We start from the raw sequence: 16041 nt of genomic DNA on the forward strand, positions 1-16041 counted from the left end.
TTCTTCTAAGTTAGTTTTTCCTCTCCTGTAGCCACTGGTAAATCTTTTTGAGTGCTATATTCTGTCCAAGAACCTTCATAAATTCTGACTTTGGGATAATTAAGCAAATGTTTTAAAACCACATATTGTAATGTAGCTTCTCGTCCTGTACTACAAGAAACAATAATGTCGTTTCCAGGAGTAATCTTTTTATCTGCCAGAATTTTCTTAATCTCATCTAATGACTTTAATTTGTGAGGATTTTTAGCATCTGTAAATGTTACCCAAGGAATATTCCGCGCACCAGGAATATGTCCATTGCGTATCCAAATATTTTCTTCACCCCGGAACAATTTTTCTGGTCTAGGATCAATAAAAGTAATTCCTGGCTTACCAATAAATTTTCTCACATCATTTAAACTCACACGCACTGAAGGGTTATCCCGAACTGTGAATTTACTGACTGAGTATTTAGGAAATTCTTTTGTGACAACTTGATCAGTTTTATAACCAGTATAACCACCATCTAATACGGCAATATCTTTCAATCCAGAACGTTCTAGTAAATAAGCAACCATTGTCGCACCTAAAACATCTCTACCATCTGAATATACGAGTACACGACTATTGTTTCTTACTCCTGAGTTGGCAAATATTTCGCCTAGTTTTTGATTGTCCCAATATTGTACTGGTAATCCTTCTTTTGGACCTCTAAAAGCCATATCAGCAATGTTTACAGCATTGGGAAGATGTCCTTCTATATAGTCGAGAGGAAAATTACGTACATCTAAAATTCTGAGGTTGGGATCTTTGGCGTTTTCAGCTACCCAATTTGATGAAACAAACTGAATGTTAGCGCGAGAATCAGCTGATAATACTGGTAAAGGTAATAAGGGGATACTTACTACAAAGGCAAAAAACATTGTCACCAAAGCAAATAACTTAGGTTTTTTTAAACTTTTGAAAGAGAAACTTTTAAACATCATTTTTACCATTCTTTGTATTTAATCAAACCATTAATTATTGGTGAAATTACCTTAATTAGCACTAATATTAAAGTAATTTCAAAAACTGCATTTTACGCCGTTGGGACTGTTAAACCGAGAATTTTAGCAAATCTCTCTACATAAAATTCTGTAGGATTAGCAACTTGTTGAATGGATTCCCGTTGACGCAGATTTTCCCACCATTGCTGCAATTTAGGTGTTTCTGTTGGCAGTGTAAAATTACGGAATTTCTCCAAAACTGGTAATCTTTCAAACCAAGGATAGAAGCTAATATCAACTAAACTTAAATTTTCCCCCAACCAGTAAGCACCATTACTAGAAAGTTTACCTAATCCTTCTTCTTCAATATACAAAAGAGACTCTAAAAACTCTCTCCGTCCCTGTTCTTGTTCTTGTGTATCTTTACCACGCAGCAATTTACCGAAGGCTGGAGCTAAACGAGTATTAGCGTAGTCAATCCAAATCCTAGCAACTGCTTTTTTAGCAGGATCATGAGGTAAAAAAGCGGGTTCCGGGAATACTTCTTCTAAATATTCATTGATAATTGTAGACTCGTATAGTTCTACATCTCCGTGCTTAAGTGCAGGAACTTTACCGTAACGAGAAATATCGGTAAAACCTTCTGGTTTGTGCTGTAAATCAATTTCAATGGGTGTAAAATCAATTCCTTTTTCCAGTAAAACCACACGAGTTCTTTGGGAGAAAGTAGAACCTTTAGTGTAATAAAGTTGAATGTTACTCATAAAATACTTTCCTTTCCTTGATTAGGATTTGTTTGAATTTTTGGTTAATTGCAAAAATCGCAAGTTGAATGACAGCCAAAGATAGAAGTGAATCAATTTCACTCCTACGATTTAAATTTTTTAACTGGCAAACTACCAGGGTTTTAAATTAACTACGGTTTATTGGTCGGATTAGCGTATTATATTAGAAGTATTTCATAGTTTTTACTAAAAAACAAGTCTTTTAGCAAACATTCTTCTCCAAACGTAGAGCCAAAATGCCCAACAATTTAACACTTGTCCATAGCTTGCTTCTCTTCAGTACCGCGTTCATTGCCGGGTCACTTAATGCTGTAGCGGGAGGTGGTAGTTTTATTACATTTCCCACTTTGATATTTACTGGTGTATCGCCAATTATTGCCAATGCTACAAATAATACTGCTTTATGGATTGCAGCTATGGCCAGTGCAGGAGCATATCGTCACAATTTACATATTCCGCGACGACAGCTTTTGATACTATGTATTACCAGTTTAATTGGTGGGGGAATTGGTTCTATTATTTTGTTATATACATCAGCGGATGTGTTTAAACAGCTACTTCCTTATCTGTTACTTTCAGCCACGCTGATATTTACATTTAGCGAACCCTTGAAAATGTGGTTACAATTTCAAAGCAAGAAATCATCAGAATCTCAATCTCCACCTTTATTAATTCTCGTTATTGCTCAATTAGCAATATCTATCTATGGTGGTTTCTTTGGTGCAGGTTTAGGAATTTTAATGTTAGCAACTTTAAGCTTTTTAGGTATTAAAAATATTCACACTATGAATGCTTTTAAGTCTTTTCTTGGTAGTTGTATTAACGGTATCGCTATTTTTCCTTTTATGTTTGCTGGTTTAATTGCTTGGCATCAAGCTATTTTAATGGCTGTGGGTGGTTCTCTTGGTGGTTATTTGTGCGCTCATTATGCTCGGAGATTAGACCCTCGCTTTGTGCGGATATTTGTAATTGTTGTTGGTTTTAGTATGACTACTTACTTTTTTATTCGGGGCTAAAACTTATATAGCAGCTTGCAGGTAAATGAAGTACATATCTGAATAGTAAAACCATTTTAGGGTAGTCATCTTGCCTACCATGAGTGTACCTCATAACATCGAAAAATGCTGTAAGATGATATCCCCACCCAATTTATCAGTAAGATAAATTTAACTCTAGTTGCTTCTCTGGAAGCTTTTGTAATGCTTGAGAATTTAACTTGTTAACATCTTCAGTCTTTTTCGTAGCATCACGAATAATTTTTTTTATAGTATCAACTGATAATTTACTTCCATTATTACTATTATAAAATACATGAGAGTCTAAATGTGAATTATTCTTCATTAATTGTATTTCTTGCCATATTGATGATGAAATAGCCTTACCAAATACAGCTATTTGTCCACTAACTTCATTAGTTATGAAATCACACCATTTGAGTTTCTGTAATTCATTAAAATCTAAACCTACTGAATTTTTGAGTTGGTATATTAGATAATTACGCCGTTTTGTATCTAATTTATAAATACTGTTAGATTTAATAATGATAGGTTCATTAGTGGTATTTTTATCTTCTGTTTGGGTGAGTGCAATATTACCTATTTCTGTTACTTCTCCTGGAGCATTAATAGGAAATATTAGATGACTCACATTTGCTATCTCATGGTCTTGACTGGAGATAGAATCTTCTTGAACTGCAACTGAATATAAAAATTTAAATATGTCTCTGTAGGTTTGCTTACCAACTCCTTCAATTTTACTTAAATCTCTAAATCTTTTTATTGGTAAAGATTCTGATATTTTTCTTGATATATCATTTTTTATACCTAATTTATAAGCCCATAAAGTATTTTGTTTATTATTCAATAGTTCGGTCATCACACCTTCAATTCCAGTTGCTTCTGATTCACGATCAAGACATATATATATATCTATGTTAAGGTTTTGAAGATAATTTTCCATTATGGTTTGAACATCTCTCCAATTCAATCCTCCTTTATCGCAACCCAGTTTTGGAAAAGCAATTGACTGAATACATCCTCGTTCATAATTTTTGGCAAAATAATCTAAACCTTGTTCTATCCATTCAATTTTTGAAGGATATTTCCAATGATTTTTTGTGGGAAAATTCATTATCCAAGGACTACCATAAGACCGATATAAATATGGCTTACCAATTTTGACAGACTTGCTTTTGCATCTTTCTACATAATCTTGGAACATTTCTGGAAAACGCAATTGACATTCTAGTGCTAATCCTGCTCCCATAACACCTACGCAATTGACTGTATTTACTATAGTTTGTGCGCCAACATTAAACACGGTAGTGTCAGTGTATTTTAACATACATATCCTTAGAAAAAATATAGATTTCGATTTATCTCCACTACAATATTAACATCTATTGAAAGTGAGTCAATAATAGCTCTAACTTGTTCGACTTGACTTGGTAAACAACAAAATATCTTCAAAATCTTGTTAATATAAATTTTAGGATATACCAGAATTTCAGCACATTTTATTCTTTTACCATCAGGAATATCATTCCAATACCCTGCATTAATTATATCCCAAGGTAGATTATCTAATAAAGATACACCTCGATAAAATTTAGTGTCAAGAGCAGCAGCATTACCATCAGAAAATATTGTTGTTGACTCAAAAAGTAAACAAGGATCTACACCAAGAAAAACTATTTGGTTTTGTATTTCTCTTCTCACATAAAGCATGGGATTTCTTGGAGAAAAATAAAAAGGTACATAATCATGTAATTTCATGTTATCAATTATACGATTACTTCTCAGGTACTGCACAGTTGGATCAGATATATCTGTTACCAGACCTAATCTATGAGCCTCATTATGTGATAATAATCCATGTTGTAAGTAAGTCGGCCCAATAAAATCGATATATGTTTAGTTTTGTAAAAACCGTGAAACACCCTATTTATAAGGTATTCGTTAATTTATATTTCGTTACATAGATTGATTTTTTAACGCCGACCTACTTAGTATGGAAGGTAGATTGCTAATAGCGGTCATGTGATAAAGGTACTTGATATTATATTTTTCAAGATATTGATACGGGAAATTGCTATTCATGTTTTTCTATCTATAGTTTAAGGTTACACAATTATACTGAACTCATTGTTTTTATACAATAAGAGTAATAAATTTATGGTACTATAAGTAGAGAGTATTTGGAAACTCACGATAGTAATTTAATTACTGAGTCTCCAAATCAATCTGCTGAAAGCCCTTAGTTATTTATTAATCAAGGCTTCTTCCTGTGGCAGAAATCCACCAGCTTGCATTTGCCATAATCTGTGATAAGCTCCACCCTTAGCCAATAGTTTAGAGTGAGTACCATCTTCAATAATGCGACCTTGATCGAACACCAAAATCCTGTCTAAATGCGCGATAGTAGATAAACGATGTGCCACCACAATTACCGTTTTTCCATTCATTGCTGTGTCTAGAGTATCTTGAATCGCTTTTTCGGTAATGGAATCAAGGCTAGAAGTTGCTTCATCTAAGATTAAGATAGGTGCATTTTTGAGGATAACGCGAGCAATCGCAATTCGTTGTCTTTGTCCCCCAGAAAGTTTAACACCACGTTCCCCCACCAGAGAATCATAACCCTCCCTCATTTGGGCAATAAAATCATCAGCATAAGCTTTCCGTGCTGCTTCTATCAGTTCTGCTTCTGAAGCTTCTAAACGTCCATAAAGAATATTTTCCAACAAGGTGCGGTGGAATAGAGAAGGGTCTTGAGGAATCAAACTAATTTGCGAATGTAGGGCTTCCTGAGTCATATCTTTGACATCCACCCCATCAATCAATATTTGTCCCGATTGGGGGTCAAATAAACGCAAAATCAGATTGACAAAACTAGATTTTCCAGAACCAGAAAAACCCACCAATCCGACGCGCTCTCCTGGTTGAATGGTGACAGAGAGATTAGTGAATACAGTTTTCTCTGATGAGTAGCCAAAATGCACCTGCCGAAACTCAATACTACCTTTAGTGATGGCGTGATTTATCGCATTGTCCCGATCTATGATTTCATGGGGTTGAATGATAGTATTCACACCATTAGCTACATTACCAATATGTTCAAAAAATTCTAAAAACCGTTTGCTTAAATTGCGGGCTTCACTAATGATTAAAAGTGATAAACTGGTTGCAACAACGAAGTCAGCCGCAGCAATTTTTCCTTGACTCCAGAGAGAAAGTGAATAATACAAAGTACCGATTTTCAGAACTGCTGCTGAGATAAACTGAAACCAGCGAATTCGTTCAGAATACCAGTTAGACTTTCTCACCTCTTTAAGTTCGAGCTTTAATTGATCGTTCAAATAGCGGCGTTCAAAACCCAAACGGGCAAATAGTCGGCTACTGGTGAGATTTGTCACCGAATCTACAATAATCCCAGTGGTTTCACTTCTAGCTGCGGCGGCTTTGCGGGCATAAATTCGGCAACGAGTCGCTAACCAGAAGGAAATACTGATGAACAAAACTGCCCAAATTCCCACAAATGCAGCTAGAGAAGGATAGGCACGATAGAGTAATGCCGTAGAAACGATATAGACGATAATTACTGGCATAAATTCAGTAATCATCATTTGCATGGTTTGGGTGACACCCAAAGAAGTTTCTGCAATGCGATGCGCTAATGCTCCAGCAAAACTACTGCTAAGATAGCGATGGGAATGTTGTTGTAAATAGGCATATAAAGACCGAACAATATGCTGTCTGTGGACGGGATGGAGGATTGTCTGTAACAGTCCAGCAAAACGTCCAAATACTACCTCACCTATACTCAAGGACGTGAACAGGATCAGGGGTTGCTTCAAGCTATCAAAAATGAGTTTGCTGTCTCCTGTGGAGCGTGTCACACTGCGGATCATCTCACCAATTGCATAGGGTAACATAATCCCACAGGTGGCGTGTATGATCTCCAGAGACACCATTAACACATACCACCAGCGGAACTGATTAACGAAATAACAAATAAATTGAAAAGGAGTATCTGGTAATTCTGGCGCATTGGGAGCGCGTTGAAAAGATTTAGAAAGTTTGATTTTTTTCATCATTTTATCTGCTGTAAAAAATAAAAATAGACGGCTGGAACAACCGTCCGGTAAAGTTTAATAAAATCATCCAAAAGCTACCTAACGCAGAGAATCTCCCCTACGATATTCTGCGGTGATATCGTCTAATTTTTGTTTCAAATTGTCGTCAAGTTTGACTTCCACAGCTTTGAGGCTGTCCAGGAGTTGTTCTGGACGACTAGCACCAATGATGGGAGCAGTAATAATCGGATTAGCCAGAACCCAAGCCAATGCTAAGGTAGTCAGCGACAATCCTGCTAAATCCGCCACTGCGCGTAATTGTTCCACAGTATTAAATTCGCGGTCATGCCAATAACGGTCTTGATAACGCTCTGCGGCTGCACCCAAAGTAAAACGAGTACCTGATGTTGGTCCTTCAGCCAGATTATGTTTACCTGTCAGCAGTCCACCTGCTAAAGGATTGTAAGGAATTACAGCCAGTCCTTCTTCTTGGGCTAGAGGTAATAATTCTCGCTCAATTTCCCGAAATAAAAGGTTATAGCGGGGTTGAATGGAGACGAAGCGAGTCAAATGACGGACATCTGCACGACCCAAAGCGCGGGCTAGTCGGTAAGCTAAGAAGTTGGAAACTCCGATATAGCGGACTTTACCAGCCCGAACTATTGTATCGAGTGCTTCTAGGGTTTCATCGAGGGGAGTTGAAGCATCATCAGAATGCAATTGATACAGGTCAACATAATCAGTTCCTAGTCGTCTCAGGGAAGCATCAATGGCATCGAGAATATGTTTGCGGGAAGATCCCTGATCCCAAGGTGCAGAACCGACTTTACCGACGGCTTTAGTAGCAACAATAAAATGTTCGCGTTTACCTTTTAACCAACGACCAATGATTTCCTCAGTTCGTCCAGCAGTGGGTAGTCCACCACCAAGGGGATAAACATCGGCTGTATCGAGAAAGTTGATTCCAGCTTCGGCTGCGGTATCAAGGATTTTTATAGAGGTTTCTTCATCGGTTTGTAGTCCGAAGGTCATTGTACCGAGAACGAGTCGGGAAACGGTGAGTCCGGTTTGTCCGAGTTTGGTTGTTGGTAATGTCATATTAGTTGTAGAATTTTTGTCTCACGCAGAGGCGCAAAGGAATAGAGATGCAAGAGTATGGTCTAAATATATTAGAGTTACTCATAATTCACTAATCTTCTCTTTTCTTAATTTCTCTGCGTCCTCTGCGCCTCTGCGGTTCATTTTCTTCATTATTTGATGTAGAGACGTTATGTATAACGTCTCTATGGGATTTATTTGGCGTAACCTCACAAGGTCATCTACACAGCTACCAAAGTTTTGTTCTCTACTTGAGATTCGGTCTGAGGTAGTTTTGATTCTACTGCTGTACCTTTGAAGAAATCGGGGTTGGCTTCGGTGTAGAATTTATAAGGATTGCCGAATACATAGGCCTTGAAGTCATCTTCAGAAATTACGCCTTCTCTGACCAAATCCCAACTTTCCGCTAAAGGTGCGGTGAGATCGGGTACATCCCAGTGACCAACATCGGAGGAGTAAATGGCGTTGAGTTTGACTCCCAATGGGTTGGCTTTGTCGTTGAATGCTGCTGCAATGGTGCGATCATCTGATTCAGAACCAAAGAAGAAACTGTTCACCCAGGAATCGCGGATATCTTCAATTGACTGAATACCTGCTGCACCAAAATCTTCCAATTCACTACCCACTGGTGAACGGCTATGACGGTTGAAGGAAGAACCCAATACACTCTTGGTTAACTCTTCTTTGCTGAGAGAATACCCTTGAGTAATTTCTCCACCATACTCTGCAAACAACTCGAATAACTCATCAGCGTTTGTGAGGTCTGGATTGTAGTTTTGCAATCCTTCTAAACTCCGTTTGGAGAAACGATCTACCAAATGAATGTAGACGTGAGCGCCCCAATCTGCACCACCTTCAAGCATCCCAACACGCAATTGTGGGAATCTTCTAGTTACACCACCAAAGAACAATGCTTTCGCAAATGCTTGTGAACCATCAGCAAAGTGACCGATATGGTTGTTCATGTAGTTACTGATGGAGGAACGTCCTGTCCATCCTTGGCTACCATAATGGGTGGTGATCGGTACACCTAATTCAACGGCTTTAGCCCAGAAGGGATCATAGTCGTATTCACTATCTAGACCGAAAAAGTCAATGTAAGAGGCATATTTGCCAATTTCGGGGAATTGATCGGCTGGGTATTTATCAGCTATTGCTTTAATTGGTCTTTTTACACCACCAGGAATATTTGCCACCTTTAATCCCAGTGTTTTTACTGCAAATTCTAACTCTTCAATTGCTTCTTGGGGAGTAGTCATGGGGATACCAGCTACCACGGTCAAGCGATCGCTATATGGGCGGTAAATATCAGCATGATAGTGATTGATTGCCCGTTGCAATAATTGCCGATTCTCCTTACTTGCACCAGCCGCAGCTAAGGCATTATTAGGAAATAGTACAGAATAGTCTGAGCCTTGCTCTGCTTGCCGTTCATAGAGTAATGCGGGCAGAGTGTAGGTAGCTAAATCTAAGGTATTACGAGTTACTCTAGCCCACCAAGGGGAGCGAATTGTGCGGTTGTTCTGACGTTCTTCTGGAGTTTGTTGATACCAGTCTTTACCTTCAGTCTTGGAATTGAGACGGGAGGATTCAGCTTTGCGTAATTCATCTACCAGCTTCACACCGCCGTAGTGAGCAATATAATCCTCAAGAGCAGGAGTAAAGTCATTAGTGTGAACATCAGTATCAATGACAGGATAATCGAGATTAGCTCTAACTGCGGCGGAAGGAGAGCTTTTCAATTTGCTATATTTAGTCATATTTTCCTTAGAAAAGTTACAAGACAACTTAGATCCCTGACTTCTCAAACAATTGCAGAATCTAAAAGTTATGAATTTTCAAGAAATCGGGAATCTGTGGGAGATTGTGCTGTTGATTTTGACTTGAGTGTTGAACGTGAGATTGAAGATTCTTGTCTTTTTGACAAGCCTAACTTTCCGATAGTTTGAAACCCCGGTAGGCTTTTAACGTCTGTGCTGACGGGATGGTTTAGATCCCCGACTTCTTTGAGAAGTCGGGGATCTGTAGAAATCATTTACGCAAATGCCAATGTTTTTTCCTGTTGTTGAACAGCAAAACGATTAACTGGACGACGTAAACCAAGGTTTTCACGCAAGGTGCTACCCTCGTATTCAGTACGAAAGAGTCCGCGTTTTTGCAGAACAGGAACGACTAAATTCACAAACTCATCCAATCCTGTAGGTAGGATCGGTGGCATAATATTAAAACCATCCGCAGCACCATTGATAAACCATTCTTCTAATTGATCAGCGATCGCTTCAGGAGTCCCCAAAATGGTACGATGACCCCGTGCAGTCGCCAAAGATAGATACAATTGACGTAAGGTAAGACCGCCACGATTAGCTAAATCCTTCACCAGTTTTAAGCGACTCTTATTATTATTAGTATCACTAGGCAATTCTGGCGCTAAATCATCAAAAGAGTATTGTGATAAATCCACGCCTTTGTAATAATTTTTGAGAATTCCCCAAGCTACATCGGGATGAATTAAAGATTGCAAAAACTCATATTTTTCCTGAGCTTCTTCTTCCGTTCGCCCTATGATGGGAAAAGCACCAGGCATGATTTTAAGATCGTCTGGAGAACGTCCATATTTCGCCAACCGCCCTTTAACATCCGCGTAAAATTCCTGAGCATCGGCTAAAGTTTGATTAGCAGTGAAAATTACCTCAGCAGTGCGTGCCGCTAAATCTCTTCCTGGTTCAGAAGCACCAGCTTGGACAATGACAGGATAACCTTGGGGTGGACGAGCAACATTTAACGGACCCCTAACAGAAAAATGTTTGCCCTTGTGATTCAATGTGTGCAGTTTGTCGGCATCGAAATAAACACCAGATTCTCTATCTTTGATAAAGGCATCATCCTCCCAACTATCCCACAGACCTTGCACCACTTCCACAAACTCTTCAGCCCGTTCATAACGTTGGCTGTGTTCTGGATGATGTTCCAGTCCAAAATTAGCCGCCGCATTCTCATTCCCTGTGGTGACTACATTCCATCCTGCACGGCCATTACTCAAATGGTCTAGGGACGCAAACTTCCGTGCCAAAGTGTACGGTTCTTCGTAGGTAGTGGAAGCAGTGGAAATAAAACCGATGTTTTTGGTGACAGAGGATAAAGCAGAAAATAGAGTAACAGGCTCAAAATGAGCTATTTTACCATTACGAATTTGAGTTTCAGGAGAACCACCCCAAACGCCTGGACTATCTGCTAGAAAAACAGCATCAAATAACCCCCGTTCCGCAGTTTGAGTAATTTCCTTGTAATGCTCAAAATTCAAACCTGCATCTATTTGTGTATTGGGGTGTCGCCAAGCAGAAATATGATGACCAGTAGCTTGAATAAATGCACCTAATCGAAACTGACGTTTTGCGCTCATATATTTTTATCTTTGTATGGTGTAATTGCAAATTGGCTCAACCTTAGATTTAAAATCTAAAACTTTGCGCCTTTGCTCCTTTGCGTCTCTGCGCGAAACCCAATTATTAAACTGCTGCTAATACCTTTTGATATTGATTAACTGGACGAGATAAACCCAGATTTTCACGCAGAGTTGTTCCTTCATACTCAGTGCGGAATAAACCCCGCCGTTGTAATTCAGGAATTACTAAATCAACAAAATCATCCAGTCCACCGGGAAGATAAGGAGGCATAATGTTAAAGCCATCAGCAGCATCATTGACAAACCAGCTTTCCAGTTGATCTGCAATCTGCACTGGTGTTCCAATAATTGTCCAATGACCACGCGCTCCCGCAATCCATTGATAAAGCTCACGAATGGTAAAATTGTGTTTGCGGGCAATATCAATTAATAATGCTTGGCGGCTTTTGTTATCATTGGTTTCTGGTAAATCTGGCAGTGGTTCATCAAGGGGATAAGAGGAAAGATCCGTGCCTATAAGTCCTTGTAATAAAGCTAAACCAACCTGGGGATGAATTAAATCTTGCAGTTCCTGATACTTGGCTTTTGCTTCTGCTTCTGTAATGCCAACTACGGGAAAGACACCGGGCATAACTTTGAGTTGGTCTGGTGTGCGGCCATATTTTGCTAATCTACCTTTAACATCTGCATAGAAGGCTTGAGCATCTTCTAGAGTTTGTTGAGCAGTAAATATAACTTCCGCAGTTCTACCTGCAAGTTCTTTACCATCTTCAGAAGAACCTGCTTGCACGATTACAGGATAACCTTGGGGCGGACGGGCAATATTCAATGGTCCGCGCACGGAGAAGAATCTACCTTTATGGTTCAGTTCATGTATTTTATTGGGGTCGTAGTAAAAAGCTGTTTGCTTATCACGAACAAAAGCGTCGTCTTCCCAACTATCCCACAAACCTTTGACTACATCAATAAATTCATGGGCGCGAATATAGCGATCTGCGTGAATAGGATGGTTTTCCAAACCGAAATTGCCGGCTGTTTCACTACTACCAGTTGTGACTACATTCCAGCCTGCTCTTCCTCCAGAAATATGATCTAAGGAAGCAAATTTGCGTGCGAGAATATACGGATCTTCATAAGTGGTAGAAGCAGTGGCGATAAAACCAATCTTCTCTGTCACCGCAGACAAGGCTGAGAAGAGGGTGACAGGTTCAAAGTCCCCACCGAAGGCTGTACGTCCTTCCGCACCACGGCGTTGTTGTAAGGCTAAACCGTCGGCGAGAAAAAATGCGTCAAATTTACCGCGCTCGGCTGTTTGGGCTATCTGTTTATAATGCTCAAAGTTGAGAGCGCCATTACTTTGTGCTTGGGGATGTCGCCAAGCGGCAACGTGCTGACCTGCTCCGGGTAAAAATGCACCTAGTCTTAGTTGTTTTTGTTGTTTGCTCATATTAGACTCCAAGTAATATTTTTTACTAAATGAATATAGGATGATAATGATTTTCTGGGATAGCAGTTGTCAGTTATGCCACTGTAACTGCTGCATATTTAGTTATTAGCAAAGCTTTTTCAACTCCTTAGCCATAGCTGTACGCATTAGCGTTAGTGGTGGGTTATTAATAAACTACTGTATCTCGACTGATTTATCGTACATTAATAGTAGAATCTCACAACTCTCATGAAAAAGCAAGTACCTTTTAAGAAAAAATTGATTAACTAAATTTGTTAGCAGCTAATTGTTAGATATTCTAAGTATTTGATGACTCTAAAGTGTGCAGGGTGTGCGATCGCTCAATTTGAATACAGCGTATAGTTCAAATGCACTATTTAACTACTGAGTGCAAATACAGTAGAGTTTGGGAGGTGTTGAATCACTTCTTTGCTATCCCAGCAAAATGACTCATGGTTCACTTCCAGAACCAGAAAGACTTAAACGGGGTATTAAGGATAATTTGGTCAGGTTGTCAGTCGGAATTGAGCATTATCTAGATTTGCAAGCTGATTTAGAAAATTCTCTATCTTGATAATCAGCAATAAGATAGAGGATAAAAAGGCAGAAGTTTATTAGTTAAAGTTAATAACTTCTGCTTTTATAGAAAAAATTAACGCTGTTTTTTGGTTTTTGTTAAGAAATAATAATATTAATTTTTTGTAATAAGTCAATATGGATATATATATCTAATTGAAAAGCTGATAACTTTACTAAATCATAAAATTTAAAATAAAGTTTGTAACCCTTATTTAATCAGAACTTCATCAAAAAAATATCATTAATTTATCTAGCAATGCTACACAAACTCCGACAATTCTATCGGAATTATCAATTTTAATTTAGAGTTGCATACCCATTGATTTTTGAAAAACTTTTAATTAGCGTTGTAATTAGTCCGGCTCAGGACTGAAGATACATATCAAAAAATCAAGGAGTATTTACTATGATGATGATGATGACTAAATCTATGACCAACGAAATGCAAATGTGCGTGAACGCTTGCATGGAATGTCATAAAATGTGCCTAGAAACCATGACTTACTGTATGACTAAAGGTGGTAAGTACATGGATATAACCATGATGACAATGCTGCGAGATTGTGCAGAAATGTGCATGATGTGTACAAATATGATGATGGCTGGTTCTGAGTTCAGCGATCGCACTTGTATGTTATGTGCGGAAATGTGCGATCGCTGTGCAATAACCTGCGAAAAAATGAGCGATGATAGCAAGATGATGGAATGTGCTGCTGCTTGCCGTAGATGTGCAGAATCGTGCAGATCCATGCAAATGATGCCTGTTTAATTATTCTTTACTTGCAGAAGTTTATCTGCGACCTCATGGTCAAACGCTCAGGCTATAATCAGTCTGAGCGTTTGTAGCTTTGGTGGAAATCAACAAAACTATATATACTAAATTCACTAATGAATTTAATTTGATATTTGATTCTGTATATAAAGCACAGTCTGTAACTATTAGACTATCAACTTCTAGTTATTTCTGGTAATTAAATATTCTTCTTTAGGTTATCTTTTAGGTAGTTCTGGTATTGATACTCGAAGAGTGTTAGGAGTAGGAACTGCACAAGGTAATTTTGCCGAGAAAGGCTTTTATTTTTGCTAAACTAGAATATAGGTACAAAAAAAGGGAATATCAAGCTATGACACTTGCTAATTCATCAATTCCTCAACACTATACACTTGATATTGAACCGGAAGGGCGTTTAACTTTACCCCAAGAAATCCAAGAAATACTCAATTTAGAATCTGGAGACAGATTAATTTTAACTCTGGAAGATAACGGAAAACTCCAATTAGTCAGCCTCAAACAACAAGTTAAAAAATTAAGAGGTTTATTAAAAGATAAATCACCTGATAGAAACTTGGTTGATGAACTTATCCAGGAACGCAGACAGGAGTATTTAAGTGAATAAATCTGTGTTAGATGCTTCTGCCTTTTTAGCTTATCTTAGAGATGAACCAGGAGCAGAAATTGTAGAAAATGCGTTGATTGATGGATGCTATATCAGTATTATTAATTGGGTAGAGGTATTATCAAAAGTTGTTGATTTAGGAGAATCACCAGACGAAATTATTAAACGATTGAGAGATGAAGGATTATTAGAAAATAGTCTAGAAATTATTGCTTGCAATGAGGAAGATGCTATAACTATAGCTAAATTTCGACCTTTAACTAAAAGTGCAGGATTATCATTAGGAGATCGTGCTTGTCTTGCTTTAGGTAAACGATTGAATTTGCCTGTATTAACAGCAGATAAAGTCTGGACTAGTTTATCTCTGGGAATTACTATTACTTTGATTCGTTAAAGTTCATCATCATTTGACAAATACTTTTTAACATTTTCTGATTGATAATTTCGTTCATAGCTGTCTCGGTAAATTGATGCAAAATCAAGAAACTCCAGAACAGCAGGTTCTTCCATCCAGGGCTTGTTATATATGTGCATAATCCAATTACATAAACTAGAATCATCAATAATTTGATCGAAGTCAACATCATAATTATGTTTTTTATGACGCATTACATTTAACTTTGGTAAATAATTCCAGTATTCAAGATTAGCAAGAAACTCTTTAATATCATTGTCTACTTGTGCATTAAACTCTTGCGCGGTGTATATTCTAGGAGGTTTTTTTTCAGAGTTTTCTGATATTTTTCCGCCAATTCTCATAATCTTTTCCTTGGTTACTGAATTATTTGGAGTAAAAATTTGTAGTTTTAACGCACCCTGCTTGCTTAAAGTATCAAATCTTCTGGATTTAAGGAAATCAAATGGTTTTTTACTTTATTAAGCAAGTTTGTATTTAATGGATCTCCAAGAGGAATATTACCTTTTATAAAGTGAATAGTTATAGCTACGTTGGAATAACGGTTAACTATTCCTGCTGCCATCATTCTTCTATAGTCATATTTTCTAATAAAAATGTCGCAATAATTGCCAAATTCAGATACTAATTTATCAAAATCAGGTTGAAACTTTTTTTCCATCCCGATAAGACTACTTGGCTTGTAAGGAATATCAATCATAAATTCACCAATTATAAAATATTACCATTTTGGTTGATCACATTAAATTGTACCACTTTATACAAAAGTTGATCATCTAGTGATCACTTAAAGCAGCAAATGGTTTTCTTAAACAAGATGATTTTCAGCAGTATAGCAAATTTTTTGACCAAATCAAAGGTAGTAATGGAGGAATCTCATC

The 16041-nt window shown here is 37.8% G+C and carries 16 protein-coding genes; 5 read left to right on the forward strand and 11 right to left on the reverse strand.

Annotated elements, in window-relative coordinates; genetic code table 11:
• Positions 1 to 5 precede the first annotated feature (5 nt).
• Both BMF77_RS08395 and BMF77_RS08400 read right to left on the reverse strand, forming a co-directional pair.
• Positions 6 to 965 (reverse strand): sulfurtransferase, encoded by a 960-nt coding sequence (locus BMF77_RS08395; RefSeq protein ID WP_148762065.1) that lies wholly within the window; start codon positions 963 to 965, stop codon positions 6 to 8.
• Positions 966 to 1057: 92 nt separating this feature from the next.
• Positions 1058 to 1729 (reverse strand): glutathione S-transferase family protein, encoded by a 672-nt coding sequence (locus BMF77_RS08400; protein WP_148762068.1) that lies wholly within the window; start codon positions 1727 to 1729, stop codon positions 1058 to 1060.
• A 257-nt stretch (positions 1730 to 1986) separates the two neighbouring features.
• On the opposite strand from BMF77_RS08400, the gene BMF77_RS08405 reads away from it, so the two are divergent.
• On the forward strand, positions 1987 to 2766 hold the full coding sequence (locus BMF77_RS08405) for a sulfite exporter TauE/SafE family protein (protein ID WP_148762070.1): 780 nt from the start codon (positions 1987 to 1989) through the stop codon (positions 2764 to 2766).
• Positions 2767 to 2902: 136 nt separating this feature from the next.
• On the opposite strand, the gene BMF77_RS08410 is transcribed toward BMF77_RS08405, so the two are convergent.
• From BMF77_RS08410 to BMF77_RS08440, 7 genes are all read right to left on the reverse strand, one after another.
• Positions 2903 to 4093, reverse strand: a complete 1191-nt coding sequence (locus tag BMF77_RS08410; protein WP_148762072.1) for a macro domain-containing protein — start codon at positions 4091 to 4093, stop codon at positions 2903 to 2905.
• An 8-nt stretch (positions 4094 to 4101) separates the two neighbouring features.
• Positions 4102 to 4656: a DUF4433 domain-containing protein gene (locus tag BMF77_RS08415; protein ID WP_148762074.1), complete on the reverse strand. Its 555-nt coding sequence runs from the start codon at positions 4654 to 4656 to the stop codon at positions 4102 to 4104.
• Between the two features lie 353 nt (positions 4657 to 5009).
• The gene (locus tag BMF77_RS08420; protein ID WP_148762076.1) at positions 5010 to 6842 is read right to left on the reverse strand and encodes an ABC transporter ATP-binding protein; all 1833 of its coding nucleotides are present in this window, start codon (positions 6840 to 6842) and stop codon (positions 5010 to 5012) included.
• A 78-nt stretch (positions 6843 to 6920) separates the two neighbouring features.
• The gene (locus BMF77_RS08425; protein WP_148762078.1) at positions 6921 to 7919 is read right to left on the reverse strand and encodes an aldo/keto reductase; all 999 of its coding nucleotides are present in this window, start codon (positions 7917 to 7919) and stop codon (positions 6921 to 6923) included.
• Between the two features lie 221 nt (positions 7920 to 8140).
• Positions 8141 to 9679 carry an amidohydrolase family protein gene (locus BMF77_RS08430; RefSeq protein WP_148762079.1) on the reverse strand — a complete coding sequence of 513 codons (1539 nt, stop codon included), beginning with the start codon at positions 9677 to 9679 and terminating at the stop codon, positions 8141 to 8143.
• 275 nt (positions 9680 to 9954) lie between these two features.
• A complete protein-coding gene (locus BMF77_RS08435; protein WP_148762081.1) occupies positions 9955 to 11319 on the reverse strand; it encodes an LLM class flavin-dependent oxidoreductase in 1365 nt (454 codons plus the stop codon).
• A gap of 106 nt (positions 11320 to 11425) precedes the next feature.
• Positions 11426 to 12769 (reverse strand): LLM class flavin-dependent oxidoreductase, encoded by a 1344-nt coding sequence (locus BMF77_RS08440; protein ID WP_148762083.1) that lies wholly within the window; start codon positions 12767 to 12769, stop codon positions 11426 to 11428.
• A 445-nt stretch (positions 12770 to 13214) separates the two neighbouring features.
• Here BMF77_RS08440 and BMF77_RS08445 point away from each other — a divergent pair, with 445 nt between their 5' ends.
• The 4 genes from BMF77_RS08445 to BMF77_RS08460 all read left to right on the forward strand — a co-directional run bounded on the left by BMF77_RS08445 (position 13215) and on the right by BMF77_RS08460 (position 15139).
• A complete protein-coding gene (locus BMF77_RS08445; protein WP_233466999.1) occupies positions 13215 to 13343 on the forward strand; it encodes a PLP-dependent transferase in 129 nt (42 codons plus the stop codon).
• A 411-nt stretch (positions 13344 to 13754) separates the two neighbouring features.
• The gene (locus BMF77_RS08450) at positions 13755 to 14117 is read left to right on the forward strand and encodes a four-helix bundle copper-binding protein (protein WP_148762085.1); all 363 of its coding nucleotides are present in this window, start codon (positions 13755 to 13757) and stop codon (positions 14115 to 14117) included.
• Positions 14118 to 14472: 355 nt separating this feature from the next.
• The gene (locus BMF77_RS08455) at positions 14473 to 14745 is read left to right on the forward strand and encodes an AbrB/MazE/SpoVT family DNA-binding domain-containing protein (RefSeq protein WP_015213494.1); all 273 of its coding nucleotides are present in this window, start codon (positions 14473 to 14475) and stop codon (positions 14743 to 14745) included.
• Positions 14738 to 15139, forward strand: coding sequence for a PIN domain-containing protein (locus BMF77_RS08460; protein ID WP_148762087.1), 402 nt, complete (start codon positions 14738 to 14740; stop codon positions 15137 to 15139). Before BMF77_RS08455 ends, BMF77_RS08460 begins: the two co-directional genes overlap by 8 nt.
• Here the strand turns inward: BMF77_RS08460 and BMF77_RS08465 are convergent.
• A complete protein-coding gene (locus BMF77_RS08465) occupies positions 15136 to 15504 on the reverse strand; it encodes a hypothetical protein (RefSeq protein ID WP_148762089.1) in 369 nt (122 codons plus the stop codon). The genes BMF77_RS08460 and BMF77_RS08465 overlap by 4 nt on opposite strands.
• 65 nt (positions 15505 to 15569) lie before the next feature.
• A complete protein-coding gene (locus BMF77_RS08470) occupies positions 15570 to 15860 on the reverse strand; it encodes a hypothetical protein (RefSeq protein ID WP_148762091.1) in 291 nt (96 codons plus the stop codon).
• Positions 15861 to 16041: the final 181 nt, after the last annotated feature.

The organism is Dolichospermum sp. UHCC 0315A (genome assembly GCF_008121535.1).
Classification (GTDB): Bacteria; Cyanobacteriota; Cyanobacteriia; order Cyanobacteriales; family Nostocaceae; genus Dolichospermum; species Dolichospermum lemmermannii.